The sequence below is a fragment of the Mediterraneibacter gnavus ATCC 29149 genome (genome assembly GCF_008121495.1).
In the GTDB taxonomy this organism is placed as follows: Bacteria; Bacillota; Clostridia; order Lachnospirales; family Lachnospiraceae; genus Mediterraneibacter; species Mediterraneibacter gnavus.
On the sequence record NZ_CP043051.1, the window covers coordinates 1,191,614 to 1,205,270 of the forward strand.

Below are 13,657 nucleotides of genomic sequence, written 5' to 3' on the forward strand. Positions count from 1 at the left end.
TTTTCCTTTCTTTAAAATTTGTGAGTGTCTCTGCCAGAGGGGACGTTTCGGCAGTAGATCCGGGCACCTGTGCCGGGTGCGGGAGTTGTTTATTCATATCCGAAATAGAGTGGAAATTCATAAGATAACCCGTTTCTGATCTGAACAAGGTTTTGCAGTCTGAGCTTTGTTACACATGCATCTGCACGAAAAAAGGCAAGTCCTTTTTCATAGATCAGATTTTGCTCCACCCGATCCAGCGTACGCATGGTAAGATGATCTCCATTTTCTAAAAACAACAGCATTCTCAGATAACTTTTGTAATCCCATCCATCTGTTACATCAGCCCCTTCCTGTGTATCTTCACTGGTTCCCATCTTCATCAGGGAAGAGAGCGACAGCTGCCAGTTCTCTGCTGTTTTTACCAGAGCAACGCGTTTTCCGGACATCAGAGAACGTAAATCCATGACACTTTCCCCGAATGCCCACGCTGCCAGCAATACCTGTTTGACTACAGGCTCCAGCATCGGAAGCGCTACTGCCGTTGCAAGCGCCAATGCCATAGCTCCTGCCTCCGCCTGTTTTGCTGTATCCGTCTGCAGATATACAAAATTCAGCCCCATCCGGATCAAAAGCAGCTTGTTCAGCACCGCCTCCAGATTTTCCTGATCAGATGTCTTTCCCTCCAGAAGATATTCCACTTCATAGGCAAGCGATCGTTTTTCTTTTTCTTCTTCCACAGCATTTCCGAATTTTTTAAGAATGTACTCATGAAATAACAGCTTTTTTGTAATCTCATCCACATCGCTTCTGACCGAAAATGTCCCCCTCCCTACCCGCAGCGCCCGGGAGGAAGCCTGTTCTTCCCCTCGGATCTGCTTTTGGGAAACCTGCTTTTCTTTCGGAAATACCAGGCTGATCAGACCCGACTTTTTCAACTGTTCGATGTGGGGAAGCGGATTATTTTCCATCGGAAGAGAGCTCTGATTCTGATTCAACATATCATCCAGTTCTTCCAGACTCTGATTACTCTCATCCTTTGTCTGTTCCCCGGTAATTTCCTGCTGTTCCCACTTTTCTGCCAGGGCCCCCAATCCTTGAATAATCGAAATCCCATACAGATCTTCCATATATTTGACAGCTCCTTCCCGAAATGCCTGTCCGTTTTGATCTGTGAGAAATTGAATCCCTTCTACTTCCGGCCAGACCCCTGACGCTCCATAATAGTGCATTCTGTCGATCAGCTGTTTCTCTGAGAAATTACCGGTCTCATAACTTCCCTCCACCGCAAAAATTCCATACTCCTCCAATAATTCCTTCTGATATTCTCCAAATACCGAATACACCGCACGATCCATATCCAGCCTTGCCTGATTTTTCTCTGCCTGAACAAATGCACTTTCCAGAATTGCTGTTACAAATGAGATCATCAGTACAAATATCAGGCTTAAAAATGCTGTGATCTCCCCTTTTTTCACGTTAGATTCCCGCACTTTCACTTGTGATCTTTTCAAAAATATCGTTGACCAGCGTCGTCAGCTGTGTTTTAAATATCAAGACGAGTGCAATGATAACCACCAATATCAATATCATCTCCACGACTGACAGCCCGGTTTCTGCCTGCATCTCTGCCACAAACATCTGCACCCGTTCTCTCATGCTCTCTGTAAATTTTCTCAACATATCGTCCTCTTCCTTTCTTCTTAAATCTGAATCGTCAAAAATGCCGGTACAACAATGATCATCAGCACCACTCCCAGCATCAGAAACATCGGTCCCAGCAGTCTGGTACTGGTCTCTTCTCCCAGTTTTCTGGCTGCTGCTTTTCGCTCTTCAAACGCTCCCGCCGCTTCTCTCTGAAGTAATTCTGCCAGTCCCTTTGTTCCTTTTCTTAAATTCTGAGACAGCATCACCGCAAATTTACGATAGACCGGAAGCCCGCACCGCATTCCAAAATGCTCATAGCATTCACTCTCCGGAGTTCCTCTCTGCATTTCCCGCATGGTATAGACCATCTCCTCATACACATATCTCGTATTTTCCTGCTGCCGATAAACCGATGCAATCTGAAACCACGCTCTTCGTGCAGGCATTCCGGCTCCCAGATACAATGTAAATGTACTGATAAATTCCGGATAATCCATTGCCAGCTGATGTCGGCGTGCCTTCTTTTTCTGGATTTCATTCTGTTTTTCCAGCACCAGCATCAGGGCCGCTGCCACAATCCCCAGTACAAAGATTCCCACACTTCTCATATCTTTTGCATAATGCCAGGATATTGTTTTTCCTTCAATTTCATCCGGAAGCACCACATACCCGGATTCACGGTCTGTCTCATCTGCTTCCTTCATTTTCTTTTCCAGCTGTCTTTGAAACTGCCCGGAATCATCCAGCTTTGGCGGAAACACTCTTGCCGAAAACTGATGCTCTGCCTTTGCATCTCCGTATGTGAGTAATGCTTTTAACTCAATGATCCTTCCCTCTTCCGACAGATTTTTATCCTGCAGTTCGCCAAGAATGTTTACTGTCTGGTAATCACTTAACTCCCAGGATACCTCGATTCCCGTATCCGGTACTGTTTTTACAAGATTCAGATCATACCTCACTTCATCCAGACTCTTATTTTCCCCAAGTATAAGCGTTTCCAGCTTTTTCCCTGCTGTGTCAAATACTCTTTGCAATTCTTCCTGTGTATACGACTGTTCCTGTATTTCCACAGTGATTTTCGCTTTCTGATCTTTTGTTTTTGCGACCAGCTTTTGATTTTTCTCCCCCTGTCCGTGTTCATTCCGTTTTAATATACTGCTTCCGGATTTGTTTTGTGGAATTTTCCGAAAATTATCAGTCGCATATAAGGCTCCCGCCAGAATCGTAAACACTGCGATCACCAGTACTGCCTTTTGATATCCTTTTCTTTCTGTTTTCATACCATCCCCTTACACCTCGATTTGTGTCATTTTTTTGCCCAGCTGATAAGCTGTCAGATATACCATCAGGCAGATTGTCATAAACAAAGTGCCTGCAAGATTTCCGTAAAGCACTGCCATAAACTCAGGAAATGCGCTTCTCATATACAGAATAATTACAAACGGAATCACACACATGATCTTAAATTCCAGCTTTTTTGAAGTGAGCATCACCTGTATTTCTCTTTCAACTTCCATTTTTTCTCCGATTGCGTCTGCCGCATGCCGAATAATGGCAATACTGTCTCCTCCCAGACGTTTTGCAGCGCCAAATACCGTTACAAAATTTTCCACATCTTCCTCTTTCACACGATCGGCAAACTGCTTCATCACTTCTTCTGCTGTCATATTCAGATCCAGCTGATGGACCATTGTTTCATATTCCTTTATAATTCGTGTTTTTTTCTTGTAAATGGGGCAGATTTCTTTCCACGTTTCCCGGATTGCATTTTCCACAGAATACCCGACTTTTAAAATTGCGGACAATGTCTGTATGCTCTCGCGAAACTGTTCTCTGAATTCCTCTTTCTTCTGTTTACAGCACTCTTCTTCCCAGTTCTTCACATAGAGCAATGCGATCGGAACCATCAAGATCCACGCTGTCCAATGATCATAAAACAGATAGGCCGTCATCCCCGTGATCAGAATTCCTCTACCCGCTGCCGCCATGTATTCCCGTTTCTGAATATCCTGCTGCCAGCAGTTTTTCTCTCTGAGTGATTTCATTTTCCTTCATAAGAGTTCCTTTAATTTTTCCATCTTCCATTCCCTCCTCCTGAAATTTATATAATGTCTGTAACTGAATCCTTCCATTCTCATACCCAAGTACTTCTGTAATCTCCAGTACTTTTCTGCTCTTATCCCGGAGTCTTCCGAGATGAATGATAACGTCCAGAGCAGAAGCGATCTGCTGCTGAATCGCGATCAGAGGCAATTCAATCCCCATCAGCATCATCGTCTCCAATCTGTGAAGCATATCCATCGGATTGTTGGCATGACCGGTAGACATTGAACCACTATGGCCGTTAAGCATTGCTGAAGATATCATGTCCACTGTTTCATCACCTCTGACTTCCCCCACAATGATCCGATCCGGTCTCATACGAAGTGCTGACTTGATCAGGTCACGGATCGTCACCGCCCCTTCTCCTTCCAGGTTTGCGTTTCTCGCTTCCAGTCTGACCAGATTCGAAACACCCTTGATCTGGAGCTCCGCATTGTCTTCAATTGTAATAATTCGTTCATCTTTTGGAATATAGTCTGATAACGCATTGAGAAATGTTGTCTTACCGGAGCCTGTCCCTCCGCTGACAAAAATGTTATATTTTGATTCCACAAGAATTTTTAAGAAATTTACCGCTTCCTGACTGATACTTCCCCAGTCGATCAGCTGTTTCATTGTAACGGCCTCTTTTGGAAATTTTCGAATCGTCATGATCGGACCGTTTAATGCCACCGGACGCAGTACAACATTTACACGGGAACCGTCCTCCAGTCTCGCATCTACGATGGGAGATGCTTCATTGACATAGCGATTCGCACCTGCCGCAATCTGCTGGATCACATCTTCCAGCTTTGCAACTGACACAAATCTGCGATCTGACTCAAAAATACGCCCCGCTTTTTCCAGAAAAATATGATCCGTCCCATTGATCATGATTTCCGTGATCTCATCATCTTCGATCAACTCCTGCAGAATATCCAGTTTCCGGAACGCATTAAACAACTCTTTGCTGATCCGTATCTTTTCCTGAAGCGGAATAAACTCTTCTTTTGAAGCCTCCTCCAACACTTCATGAATCAGCTCCTGCAGTTCCTCGTCTTCCATATCGCAGGTCATATCCATCTTTTCAATCACCCGGTCATATAATCGCTCTGTGTTTCTCATATGACAGTACCGCCGTTTCTCGACCTTACCACCTTCTGTACCGTATGCTCCAGGATTTTCTCATGTCCGGTCCGCAAAAGATTCTCCGTATACTGCTGCAGCTTTGCCTTTGCTGCCGGCTCTTCGATCGAAAGCGTATGAACAGAATCACATTTTTCCAGAATCGAAAACAGTCCGTTCACACTGTCTCCCAAATCCAGGATCAACACTTCATAAATACTTTTTTCCACAATCTGCTCAAACAGCTGCAGCCACTCTTCTGCTGTGACCGCCTGCAGATCCTGTACCACCGGAATCGGACGTATATAATCCATGTTTCCAATCTGGCCTGTCATCATGCTGATACGAAGTCCCAGATTTCCGGTCTCCTGTTTTGAATAATACAAGAGATCTCCCAGATTCTGTTCCTGTTCTTTTGAAAAATAATGCTCACCTCCTGCATACTCTTCCAGATTCAGATACAGAACAGGTCCTTTTTCTGCCAGCTCTTTTCCCAGTTCCAACGCATACTTCGTCTTCCCGATCCTGTGTATGGGTGAATAAACACCGATCAGACTTCCCCTTGTCTTTCGGAGCGTCTTTGCCACAGCCCGTTCCTTGTCCACAGAAAGCTCCAGAACCTTTGTCAGAATCTGATCAACTGACTGATACTTATAAAGCTCCTTTTCTTCGTCTGCCAGATACCTCCCTTCTGCTTTTACCAGTACAAATCGCTCTGCTGCCGGAATTTCCAGTCTTTCTTCCTGCGAATATTCCTCTCCGATCAGCAAGATCTGGATTGGCTTTTGTTCTGCGAATTTTTTCAGTGGTTCCAATTTCTGAAACATATGCATCTGAAATCCAAGCTCTTTTCTGCCTCCGATCATCTGCATAAGGTTTCTCGCATAATCTGCCTCCTGATCACAGATTACAAAATTTTTCTGATGCAACCTATCCCTCCTGTTCTGTATGATTCATTCAATCTTTTGGATGAAAATACCGCTGCGAACCGCAGCCTGAATAAAAATAACTGACGATCAGAATCCTCTGATCTCCTGATACAAAAGACCTGTGAAGCAGGTCCGATAAAAACAGCACTCGAATGATCTGCTGTGTGAAATGTATTATAAACGCAGTTTCCCGCCTTGTCCATACGCTTTTCCTAAATTGCAGTTTTTTGTGAAAACCTTACAAACTTTGATACACCAGAATTCCATAAAGCATACAGACTCCAGGAATACCAAGGCTTCCGGATGTCAAAAAGGACAGCCCGTTAATTCCTACCTTCCAGGAATCCTGATCCGGCAGGACGTATTGATTAACAAAATATATCAGGCAGATTCCCATCACTGCCCTCAGAAAAAAGTTTAAAATCACAGCTGCCGCTTTATTTTTCATAACAAAACTACCTCCTGTGGAAACATCTGATATATCTTATTCCCACAGAAGGTAGTTTATGCGCAGTCTATAATTTTATTTTAATCTCCCGGTTTGATCGATGATACTGATGATACCGGACTCCGGCTGCATCCATCATCCGTTTGGATGCCATGACACTCGGGGTGTCCGCATACTTGTCACAATCATAAATGACCTCTTTAATTCCCGACTGAATGATCGCTTTTGCGCACTCATTACACGGAAACAGTGACACATACAGCTTGGCTCCGGCCAGACTTCCGCCGCTGTAATTCAATATGGCATTCAATTCACTGTGTGTGGAATACACATACTTTGTCTCCAGCGGATTTTCGCCTTCCCTCGCCCACGGAAATTCATCATCTGAGCATCCTTTCGGAAATCCATTGTATCCCATGGACAAAATCTTGTTGTCCTGACTCACAATACAGCATCCGACCTGAGTATTCGGATCCTTGGAACGCATCCCGGAAAGCATGGCAACTCCCATAAAATACTCATCCCAGGTCAGATAATCTTCTCTTTTATCTGACATGATTTTCAACTCCTTTATTTTGTGCCGAAAATACGATCTCCCGCATCTCCCAGTCCAGGCACAATGTAGCCATGATCGTTTAAATGGTCATCCAGCGCTCCGATGTACATATCGACATCCGGATGTGCCTCCTGCATCTTCTTGACCCCTTCCGGTGCAGCAAGGATACACATAAAGCGGATATGCTTTACTCCTTTGTCCTTGAGCATCTGGATTGCAGCTGCACTGGATCCGCCTGTTGCCAGCATCGGATCTACTACAAATACTTCTCTCTCACTGCAGTCTGCCGGAAGCTTGCAGTAATATTCTACCGGCTCTAATGTTTCTGGATCACGGTACAGACCGATGTGACCTACTTTTGCGGCCGGAATCAATGATAACATTCCGTCTACCATCCCTAGTCCCGCTCTTAAAATCGGTACAACTGCCAGTTTTTTTCCTGTCAGCTCTTTTCCCACCATCTCACAGATCGGTGTTTTGATTGTAACATCCTGAAGCTTCAGATCTCTTGTTGCTTCATAACACATCAGACTCGCGATCTCACTGATCACCTCTCTGAATTCTTTTGTTCCGACATCCTCTCTGCGGATATAGCTGATTTTGTGCTGGATCAGCGGATGATCCATAACATGTACTTCTGACATTATTGTCCTCCTTTAGTAAATGAATTTAAAATTTCTGCTAATTTTTCTATCAACAACGTAATCTTCTCATAACACTCTCCATATGCAGTCAAAGGCTGCCCATATGGATCCGGGATCTCTTCTGTTTCTCCCGTAAACTCAGTAAGTGTATATACATTGTCTGTATATTCGTTCGGATATTCAGAAAGTATCTTCTCCTTCTGAGCCTGTGCCATCGTCAGGATCAGGGTCTCCGGATTCAGGTTCTTCTCCGTAAACGGTCTGGAAGTATATCCCTCCAGCGTCATCTGATTGCTCTTTAAAATAGCTTCTGCTTTCTGATTTACCGGCTCTGGAAACAAAACGACCATTCCCTTGGATTCGATCCAATATTCCTGATCTAATGACTGATGCCTGAAAATCTCTGCCGCAACCGGCCCACGACAGGTATCTGTATTGCTGACAAATACGATTTTTCTGTATTTTTGCTCTTTCGTAAGAACTGATGCGGGGATCCTGCAGTGTCCTGCCGCCTTTTCCAGACGGTTCATAATGGCATTGCCGATTCCCTGGATTGCAAATGACTCACTGTAGATTTCTGACACATCCTCCTCGTCAAACTCTCTCAAAATGCGGTACAGATTCCTTGCAATGGTCTTCTCATTTTCACGGGAACCGATATTTTTCACCAGACCATGGGTATAAAACTCAACCGTTTCATTCGTCCCGATAATGCCCACCTGAACACCCTGACGACTCTTCTCATAAGCAAGCTGCCGGATGGCAAACACTTCCTCCTTGAGGCTTCCTTCTACGATCGTCAGCTTTGCTTTCGGCGCATAATGGCGATATTTCATGCCCGGTGCTTTCGGCGCCTGGCTGCTCTCACTGCCCAGAATCGTCTCATCCACGCTTACCACGCCAATCACTTCTTCCAGCATATCGGCAGTGATCGCACCTGGTCTTAAGATCATCGGCGGAGAAACTGTCATATCCAGGATCGTAGACTCCAGTCCGATATCTACACTTCCTCCGTCTATGATCATCTCGATCTTCCCGTTCAGATCTTCCCACACATGCTCTGCCGTAGTAGGACTCGGACGTCCGGATGTGTTGGCACTCGGCGCCGATACATATCCGCCTGCCGCAAGGATCAGCTTTCTCGCGATCAGATCACTTGGCATCCTCACAGCAACGGTATCCAGACCGCCTGTCGTGCCATATGGAACCAGAGAACTTTTTTCAAAGATCATCGTCAAAGGTCCCGGCCAGAAATGCTTCGCAAGAAGCTCTGTCTCCGGAGGTACATTCTCCGTAATCTCACTTAAATCTTCCAGATCTGCAATATGAACGATCAGTGGATTATCAGAAGGACGGCCCTTTGCTTCATATGTTTTTTTCGCTGCCTCCTCGTCCAGTGCATTCGCCCCCAATCCGTAAACTGTCTCTGTTGGGAATGCAACAAGTCCTCCTTCTCTGAGAATCTCTCCCGCTTCTCGTATTGCATCTTCGTCTATTTGGTTTTTGTCTATTTTCTTAATTATCGTTTCCATAGCTTTCATTATACCATTTTTCTTATCAGCGCTCAACATATTTCAGGATTCCATTGCCGATTGCCTGGGCAAGCTTCTGCTGATACGCCTCATCGATCAACATCCCTGCCTCCACCGGGCTGCTTAAAAATCCACATTCTACGATCACAATTGGTGACTTTGTATTTTTCAGCATATAGTATGTAGTATTTCCCTTAATCTCTCTGGCATGCTCCTGATCGAAATTTTTCAGCTCTGTCTGCATTACCTCTGCTGCTTTCTTTGCCTCCTTCGAGTGCGCAAAATAAAAAATCTGTGGTCCTCTTACGCTTTCCTGTGGATAACTGTTCTGATGAATGCAGACTGCAAGTGCAGGAGATTCTTTGTCGATCAACTCTACTCTGGCTTTAAGATCTTCCACCTGAGAATCTGCAAGTCCCTCATCCTTTGTACGTGTCATCACCACCGTGATCTGATGTTCCTCCAGATATTTCTTCAATTTTTCTGCGATCTGCAGATTGAGTTCCTTTTCCTGCGCCCCGTTGATCCCGACTTTTCCGGGATCTTTTCCCCCGTGTCCGGAATCAATCACAACCGTCTTTTTCTCTGATATATTTCCGGAGGTCTCAGATACTTCCTCCCGAATATAATGACTGTGCAGATACTCTCCGGCAAACTGACATCCCGCTGCCACCGCCAGAAGTACCCCGATCATCAGCAGCAGACGAATCTTTGTCCGCAGTATCCCCAATGCCTTTTTGAACCTCAAAAAAACATCCCCTTTCGCATATACTCTGTTTCATGTATATGCGAAAGAAGGATGTTTCATCCACCTGTACGTTTTTTATAAAACGTTTGCTGCCAGATACCCTTCTTCTACTGCACGATTGATATCTGCTGCTCTCTCATTGCAGTCTCCGACAAAGCTCACCTGTACGCCTTTGTCTTCCAGTGCCTGCACGTCAAACAGATTCGGTCTTGCTCCCACTGCGAGTACTACGTAATCACAAGGAAGAGACACTTTGCCCTCTGCATTTTCTGCTTCCACACTGTTTGCTGTAATGGCTGTTACTTTTGTTCCTGTCAGCAGCTGAACCTGATATTTTTCAAAGCTCTCAAACAATACCGGTCTTACTGTCTTGGATTCTTCTTTTGCGATTTCTTCCATCATCTCTACTACAGAAACCTGACATCCCATCTCTGCAAGAAGCTCTGCTGTCTCTGCTCCGACCAGACCGCCTCCGATCACAACCACACGCCCGCTCGGAAGTTCCTCATGATTCAATACTTTCCATGCATCAAATACATGCGGCATTTTACTTCCCTCGATCGGCGGAATCACATTGTGCGCTCCTGCTGCCACGATCACATTGTCCGGATTCTCTGCCAGGATCATCTCTGCATCTGCTGTTCTTCCAAGACGTAAGTCTACATGCAGCTCTTTCATCTCATTTGTCAGATAGCGGAGTGCACGGTTCATCTCAGATTTTCTCGGAGGAACCGATGCAATGTTGAGCTGACCGCCAAGTGTCGTTTCTTTTTCAAACAGAACAACCTCATAACCTTTTACACTTGCAACTCTCGCTGCTTCCATACCTGCAACTCCACCGCCGATCACAACTACTTTTTTCTTCTCATCGGAAGGAGTGATCGTTCTCTCATACTCATATCCGTTTTCCGCATTGAGTACGCAGCTTAAGAATTTTCGGTTCTGGATCGCATCTGTACATCCCTTATTGCACATCATACAGTGACGGATGCGTCTTCCTTCTCCTGCTTCGAGTTTCTTTACATAATCCGGATCTGCCAGAAGAGAGCGTCCCAGACCCACGATGTCGCAGACACCATTTTCGATCAGTGCTTCTGCGTTCTCCGGTGTGACGATACGTCCCACTGAGGATACCGGAATAGAGACTGCTTCTTTGATCTGTTTGGTATATTTTGACATGAAACAATATGGCTGTGTTCCCATCGCAGGAATCGTATCGTTCATATTTCCTGTATGGTTTGCCTGTCCTACATGAATCATATCCACTCCGGATCTCTCCAGAATTTTTGCAAACTCTACTGCCTCATCGATCATCAGACCGCCTTTTCCGCGCAGTGGGTTTTCTGTTACTACAGGTAATTTATAATCAATACAGATATCCGGTGCCACTTCTCTGATCTTATCCACCACGCGAAGTGCAAAACGAATTCTGTTTTCAAAGCTTCCGCCGTAGGAATCTGTTCTGCGGTTGATCAATGTCGAACAGAATGATCCGATCAGACGGTCTCCGTGTACTTCTATAATATCAACTCCGGCTGACTGTGCACGTTTTACACATTCCCCGATCTTATCCAAAATACTGTTCAACTGCTCTTCCGTCACTTCCTGAATGAAATGTACCATATCATGACGCATTTTTGCACGTCCGCCTTCCATATCCCCTTTGCGGAATAATTCAGCCAGTGCCTCTACATCATACTCCGGATGGAAAATCTGGATTCCCAGTTTACAGTCAAATTCATGAACTGCATCTGCCAGTTTTCTAAATGCTTCGATCTGTCCGTCATGGAACAGCTTCGGTGTCGGTGAGATTGTATTTACAGGAGCAACATCTCCCAATACAATATAGGACACGCCACCTTCTGCCAGTCTCTTATAGAAGTTAAAGCTCTGTTCTACAATTGTGCCGTCTCTGCCTTCATATCCTGTTGTCATCGGCGGAAACATCACTCTGTTTTTCAGCTCGATCTTTCCCACTTTAATTGGTTCTAATAATCTCATAATCAGCCTCTCCTTAACATTTTCTTTCTGCTCAATACATGTTCTACTATACACATCCCCTGTTTTCTTTTATATGTCAATTAAGCTTTCTTCCTATCACTTTCCTGCTGTTTTATGAATTTGATTGAATAATAAAGCGCACTATATTATGATAGAAGCAACAATAAAAAAGGAGTTCTCTTATGCATCTGGAAATTGAAAATATCCACCATCCCCAAATTAAAAATATGAATCTGTCCGTCTATGATGTAGGATACCGTGCTGCCCACCTGCACCCGGAAATTGAGCTGATCCTGGTCTTAAAAGGAGATCCGGCATTCAACATCAACGGCAATACTACGTCTTTTTCTGAAAAAGATATCATCCTGATCAACGCCAACGAGCTCCACGAGATTATTTCGGAGAAAGCGCCGTCCACCCTGCTCTCCCTTCATATTCTTCCACAGTATTTTGAAGGATATTTTCCGCAGATGAGTCATATCAGCTTTCTGGAAAATACACTTTTGAGTAAAAATGAGCGACTGTTCACCTACTCGTTTTGCAAACTTTTAAAGATTTATCTCCTGCAGGCGCCTTATTACCAGCTGGAGTGTGCCGGTCTGATCAACATTATGGTGCATGACATCCTGCAGAGCTGCGCTTACTATGAAATGTATGGAGACAAACTTGCGCTCACTACCAAGAGAAACAGCCAGCTCTCTGAAATCATTCGTTACATTGAGGAACATTCTGCCGAAAGAGTGACTCTGTCTGACCTGGCAAAACACATGCAGCTCTCCGCCTCTTATTTATCACATTTTATTCAGAAAAATCTGCACCGTTCTTTCAGTGAATTTCTGACCTACACCCGGTATCTCAATGCAAAAGCACTGCTGATGAAAGGTGAACTTTCTCTGATTGATATCTGCTACGGCTGCGGATTTTCCGACTACCGCTATATGAATAATGCATTTAAAAAATATACCGGGCAGACTCCGAATGAGTTCAAAAAGAACATGAACAGCGACTCCCTCCCTCATAATAAAAAAGGAACCGTGAAGTCCTACACACCACAGGAAATGCTTGACACCGTCACCCGTTTTATGGAGAACAATCATTTTAATGAACATCAGATTTAGTTTTTTGTCTCTCCTGGAATTGACGCACATATTCTCCTGGTGTGATTCCAAACTCCCTTTTAAATGCCCGAAACAGGTTATTATAGTTTCCAAGTCCACATATTTTATAGATTTCCGTCATAGGATATCCCTTTTCCAGAAGCCGTTTGCACAGATCCAGCTTCGCTTTGACAATATACTGATGAACGGTGATTCCTGTCTGCCGTTTAAATTCTCTGGAAATATGATATTTACTGATAAAAAATTCCTTTTCCAGACGTTCCAGTGAAATTTCTTCGTACAGATGATGTTTGATAAAAATAAAAATGTCATCCAGTGCAAGTCGGGATCGTGTTTTACTTTTTGTGTGAAATTCCACATGAATACAGGCACGTAAAAGCAGCACGATCAGCATTGACAGAATACTGTCCTGAAACAGTGCATGCCCGAAATCTGTCGTTTCTTTTGGAAGAGTCAGAAGCCTTTTCGAAAGATTTTTTATCAGCATACTGATTTCTGATTCTGCCTGAATGACTACAACCTGATATGGAACCACATGAAAGTAGGACTCCAGATCCGTTTGTTCATCAGACAAACGTTTCAGCAGTTCTGCAGAAAACGAAATCTGAAGAAAATGCAGCGGAGTTTTCGACGCCGGATATTCAATTTCTACCGATGTACCCGGATTGACCAGTATGATTTCTTCCGTTGCACAAAAATATGTTTTCTCCCTGCTTCTGCATGTACATTTTCCGGCAGTAATAAAAAACACTGTATAATATGTAGTCGCCGGAAATTTCTTACATTTTGATTGTGTATATTTGTATTCCTTTGCAATATATTCTTTCATGATCACCTCGTTAAAATAT

At 44.2% G+C, this 13,657-nt stretch carries 14 protein-coding genes; 1 reads left to right on the top strand and 13 read right to left on the bottom strand.

Features of this window, described 5'->3' with window-relative positions; all coding sequences use genetic code 11:
- Window positions 1-89: 89 nt before the first annotated feature.
- The 12 genes from FXV78_RS05785 to bilR form a co-directional block, all read right to left on the bottom strand.
- Window positions 90-1,457, bottom strand: coding sequence for a DUF5702 domain-containing protein (locus tag FXV78_RS05785; RefSeq protein WP_004844159.1), 1,368 nt, complete (start codon window positions 1,455-1,457; stop codon window positions 90-92).
- A 1-nt stretch (window position 1,458) separates the two neighbouring features.
- On the bottom strand, window positions 1,459-1,620 hold the full coding sequence (locus FXV78_RS05790) for a Flp1 family type IVb pilin (RefSeq protein WP_373120645.1): 162 nt from the start codon (window positions 1,618-1,620) through the stop codon (window positions 1,459-1,461).
- A gap of 62 nt (window positions 1,621-1,682) precedes the next feature.
- Entirely contained in the window at window positions 1,683-2,906 is a 1,224-nt protein-coding gene (locus FXV78_RS05795; RefSeq protein WP_004844161.1) for a type II secretion system F family protein, read from the bottom strand.
- A gap of 9 nt (window positions 2,907-2,915) precedes the next feature.
- Window positions 2,916-3,614, bottom strand: coding sequence for a type II secretion system F family protein (locus FXV78_RS05800; protein ID WP_004844162.1), 699 nt, complete (start codon window positions 3,612-3,614; stop codon window positions 2,916-2,918).
- Complete coding sequence (locus FXV78_RS05805) at window positions 3,598-4,833, bottom strand: CpaF family protein (protein WP_004844163.1); 1,236 nt, start codon at window positions 4,831-4,833, stop codon at window positions 3,598-3,600. The genes FXV78_RS05800 and FXV78_RS05805 overlap by 17 nt, the downstream gene beginning before the upstream one ends.
- The gene (locus FXV78_RS05810) at window positions 4,830-5,762 is read right to left on the bottom strand and encodes a P-loop NTPase family protein (RefSeq protein WP_004844164.1); all 933 of its coding nucleotides are present in this window, start codon (window positions 5,760-5,762) and stop codon (window positions 4,830-4,832) included. Before FXV78_RS05810 ends, FXV78_RS05805 begins: the two co-directional genes overlap by 4 nt.
- Window positions 5,763-6,000: 238 nt before the next feature.
- Window positions 6,001-6,210, bottom strand: coding sequence for a pro-sigmaK processing inhibitor BofA family protein (locus FXV78_RS05815; protein ID WP_004844166.1), 210 nt, complete (start codon window positions 6,208-6,210; stop codon window positions 6,001-6,003).
- Window positions 6,211-6,277: 67 nt separating this feature from the next.
- Entirely contained in the window at window positions 6,278-6,766 is a 489-nt protein-coding gene (locus tag FXV78_RS05820) for a deoxycytidylate deaminase (protein ID WP_004844167.1), read from the bottom strand.
- A gap of 14 nt (window positions 6,767-6,780) precedes the next feature.
- Window positions 6,781-7,410 (bottom strand): uracil phosphoribosyltransferase, encoded by a 630-nt coding sequence (upp, locus tag FXV78_RS05825; protein ID WP_004844168.1) that lies wholly within the window; start codon window positions 7,408-7,410, stop codon window positions 6,781-6,783.
- The gene (locus FXV78_RS05830) at window positions 7,410-8,942 is read right to left on the bottom strand and encodes an L-threonylcarbamoyladenylate synthase (protein ID WP_172624261.1); all 1,533 of its coding nucleotides are present in this window, start codon (window positions 8,940-8,942) and stop codon (window positions 7,410-7,412) included. The genes upp and FXV78_RS05830 overlap by 1 nt, the downstream gene beginning before the upstream one ends.
- A gap of 25 nt (window positions 8,943-8,967) precedes the next feature.
- Window positions 8,968-9,690, bottom strand: a complete 723-nt coding sequence (locus tag FXV78_RS05835) for an N-acetylmuramoyl-L-alanine amidase family protein (RefSeq protein WP_233447358.1) — start codon at window positions 9,688-9,690, stop codon at window positions 8,968-8,970.
- 75 nt (window positions 9,691-9,765) lie between these two features.
- Complete coding sequence (bilR, locus tag FXV78_RS05840; RefSeq protein ID WP_039960010.1) at window positions 9,766-11,691, bottom strand: bilirubin reductase, long form; 1,926 nt, start codon at window positions 11,689-11,691, stop codon at window positions 9,766-9,768.
- A gap of 182 nt (window positions 11,692-11,873) precedes the next feature.
- Between bilR and FXV78_RS05845 the strand changes: the two genes are divergently transcribed.
- On the top strand, window positions 11,874-12,809 hold the full coding sequence (locus tag FXV78_RS05845) for an AraC family transcriptional regulator (RefSeq protein WP_004844172.1): 936 nt from the start codon (window positions 11,874-11,876) through the stop codon (window positions 12,807-12,809).
- On the opposite strand, the gene FXV78_RS05850 is transcribed toward FXV78_RS05845, so the two are convergent.
- A complete protein-coding gene (locus FXV78_RS05850) occupies window positions 12,790-13,638 on the bottom strand; it encodes an AraC family transcriptional regulator (protein ID WP_004844173.1) in 849 nt (282 codons plus the stop codon). The two genes, FXV78_RS05845 and FXV78_RS05850, sit on opposite strands and share 20 nt — an antisense overlap.
- Window positions 13,639-13,657 lie beyond the last annotated feature (19 nt).

What these genes read in the sequence shown, in the direction of transcription:
- FXV78_RS05790 (WP_373120645.1), bottom strand. Translation starts at nt 1,620, where the DNA reads ATGTTTGTGGCAGAGATGCAGGCAGAAACCGGGCTGTCAGTCGTGGAG.
- FXV78_RS05845 (WP_004844172.1), top strand. Translation starts at nt 11,874, where the DNA reads ATGCATCTGGAAATTGAAAATATCCACCATCCCCAAATTAAAAATATG.
- upp (WP_004844168.1), bottom strand. Translation starts at nt 7,410, where the DNA reads ATGTCAGAAGTACATGTTATGGATCATCCGCTGATCCAGCACAAAATC.
- FXV78_RS05815 (WP_004844166.1), bottom strand. Translation starts at nt 6,210, where the DNA reads ATGAAAAATAAAGCGGCAGCTGTGATTTTAAACTTTTTTCTGAGGGCA.
- FXV78_RS05820 (WP_004844167.1), bottom strand. Translation starts at nt 6,766, where the DNA reads ATGTCAGATAAAAGAGAAGATTATCTGACCTGGGATGAGTATTTTATG.
- FXV78_RS05795 (WP_004844161.1), bottom strand. Translation starts at nt 2,906, where the DNA reads ATGAAAACAGAAAGAAAAGGATATCAAAAGGCAGTACTGGTGATCGCA.
- FXV78_RS05830 (WP_172624261.1), bottom strand. Translation starts at nt 8,942, where the DNA reads ATGGAAACGATAATTAAGAAAATAGACAAAAACCAAATAGACGAAGAT.
- FXV78_RS05800 (WP_004844162.1), bottom strand. Translation starts at nt 3,614, where the DNA reads ATGGCGGCAGCGGGTAGAGGAATTCTGATCACGGGGATGACGGCCTAT.
- FXV78_RS05850 (WP_004844173.1), bottom strand. Translation starts at nt 13,638, where the DNA reads ATGAAAGAATATATTGCAAAGGAATACAAATATACACAATCAAAATGT.
- FXV78_RS05805 (WP_004844163.1), bottom strand. Translation starts at nt 4,833, where the DNA reads ATGAGAAACACAGAGCGATTATATGACCGGGTGATTGAAAAGATGGAT.
- bilR (WP_039960010.1), bottom strand. Translation starts at nt 11,691, where the DNA reads ATGAGATTATTAGAACCAATTAAAGTGGGAAAGATCGAGCTGAAAAAC.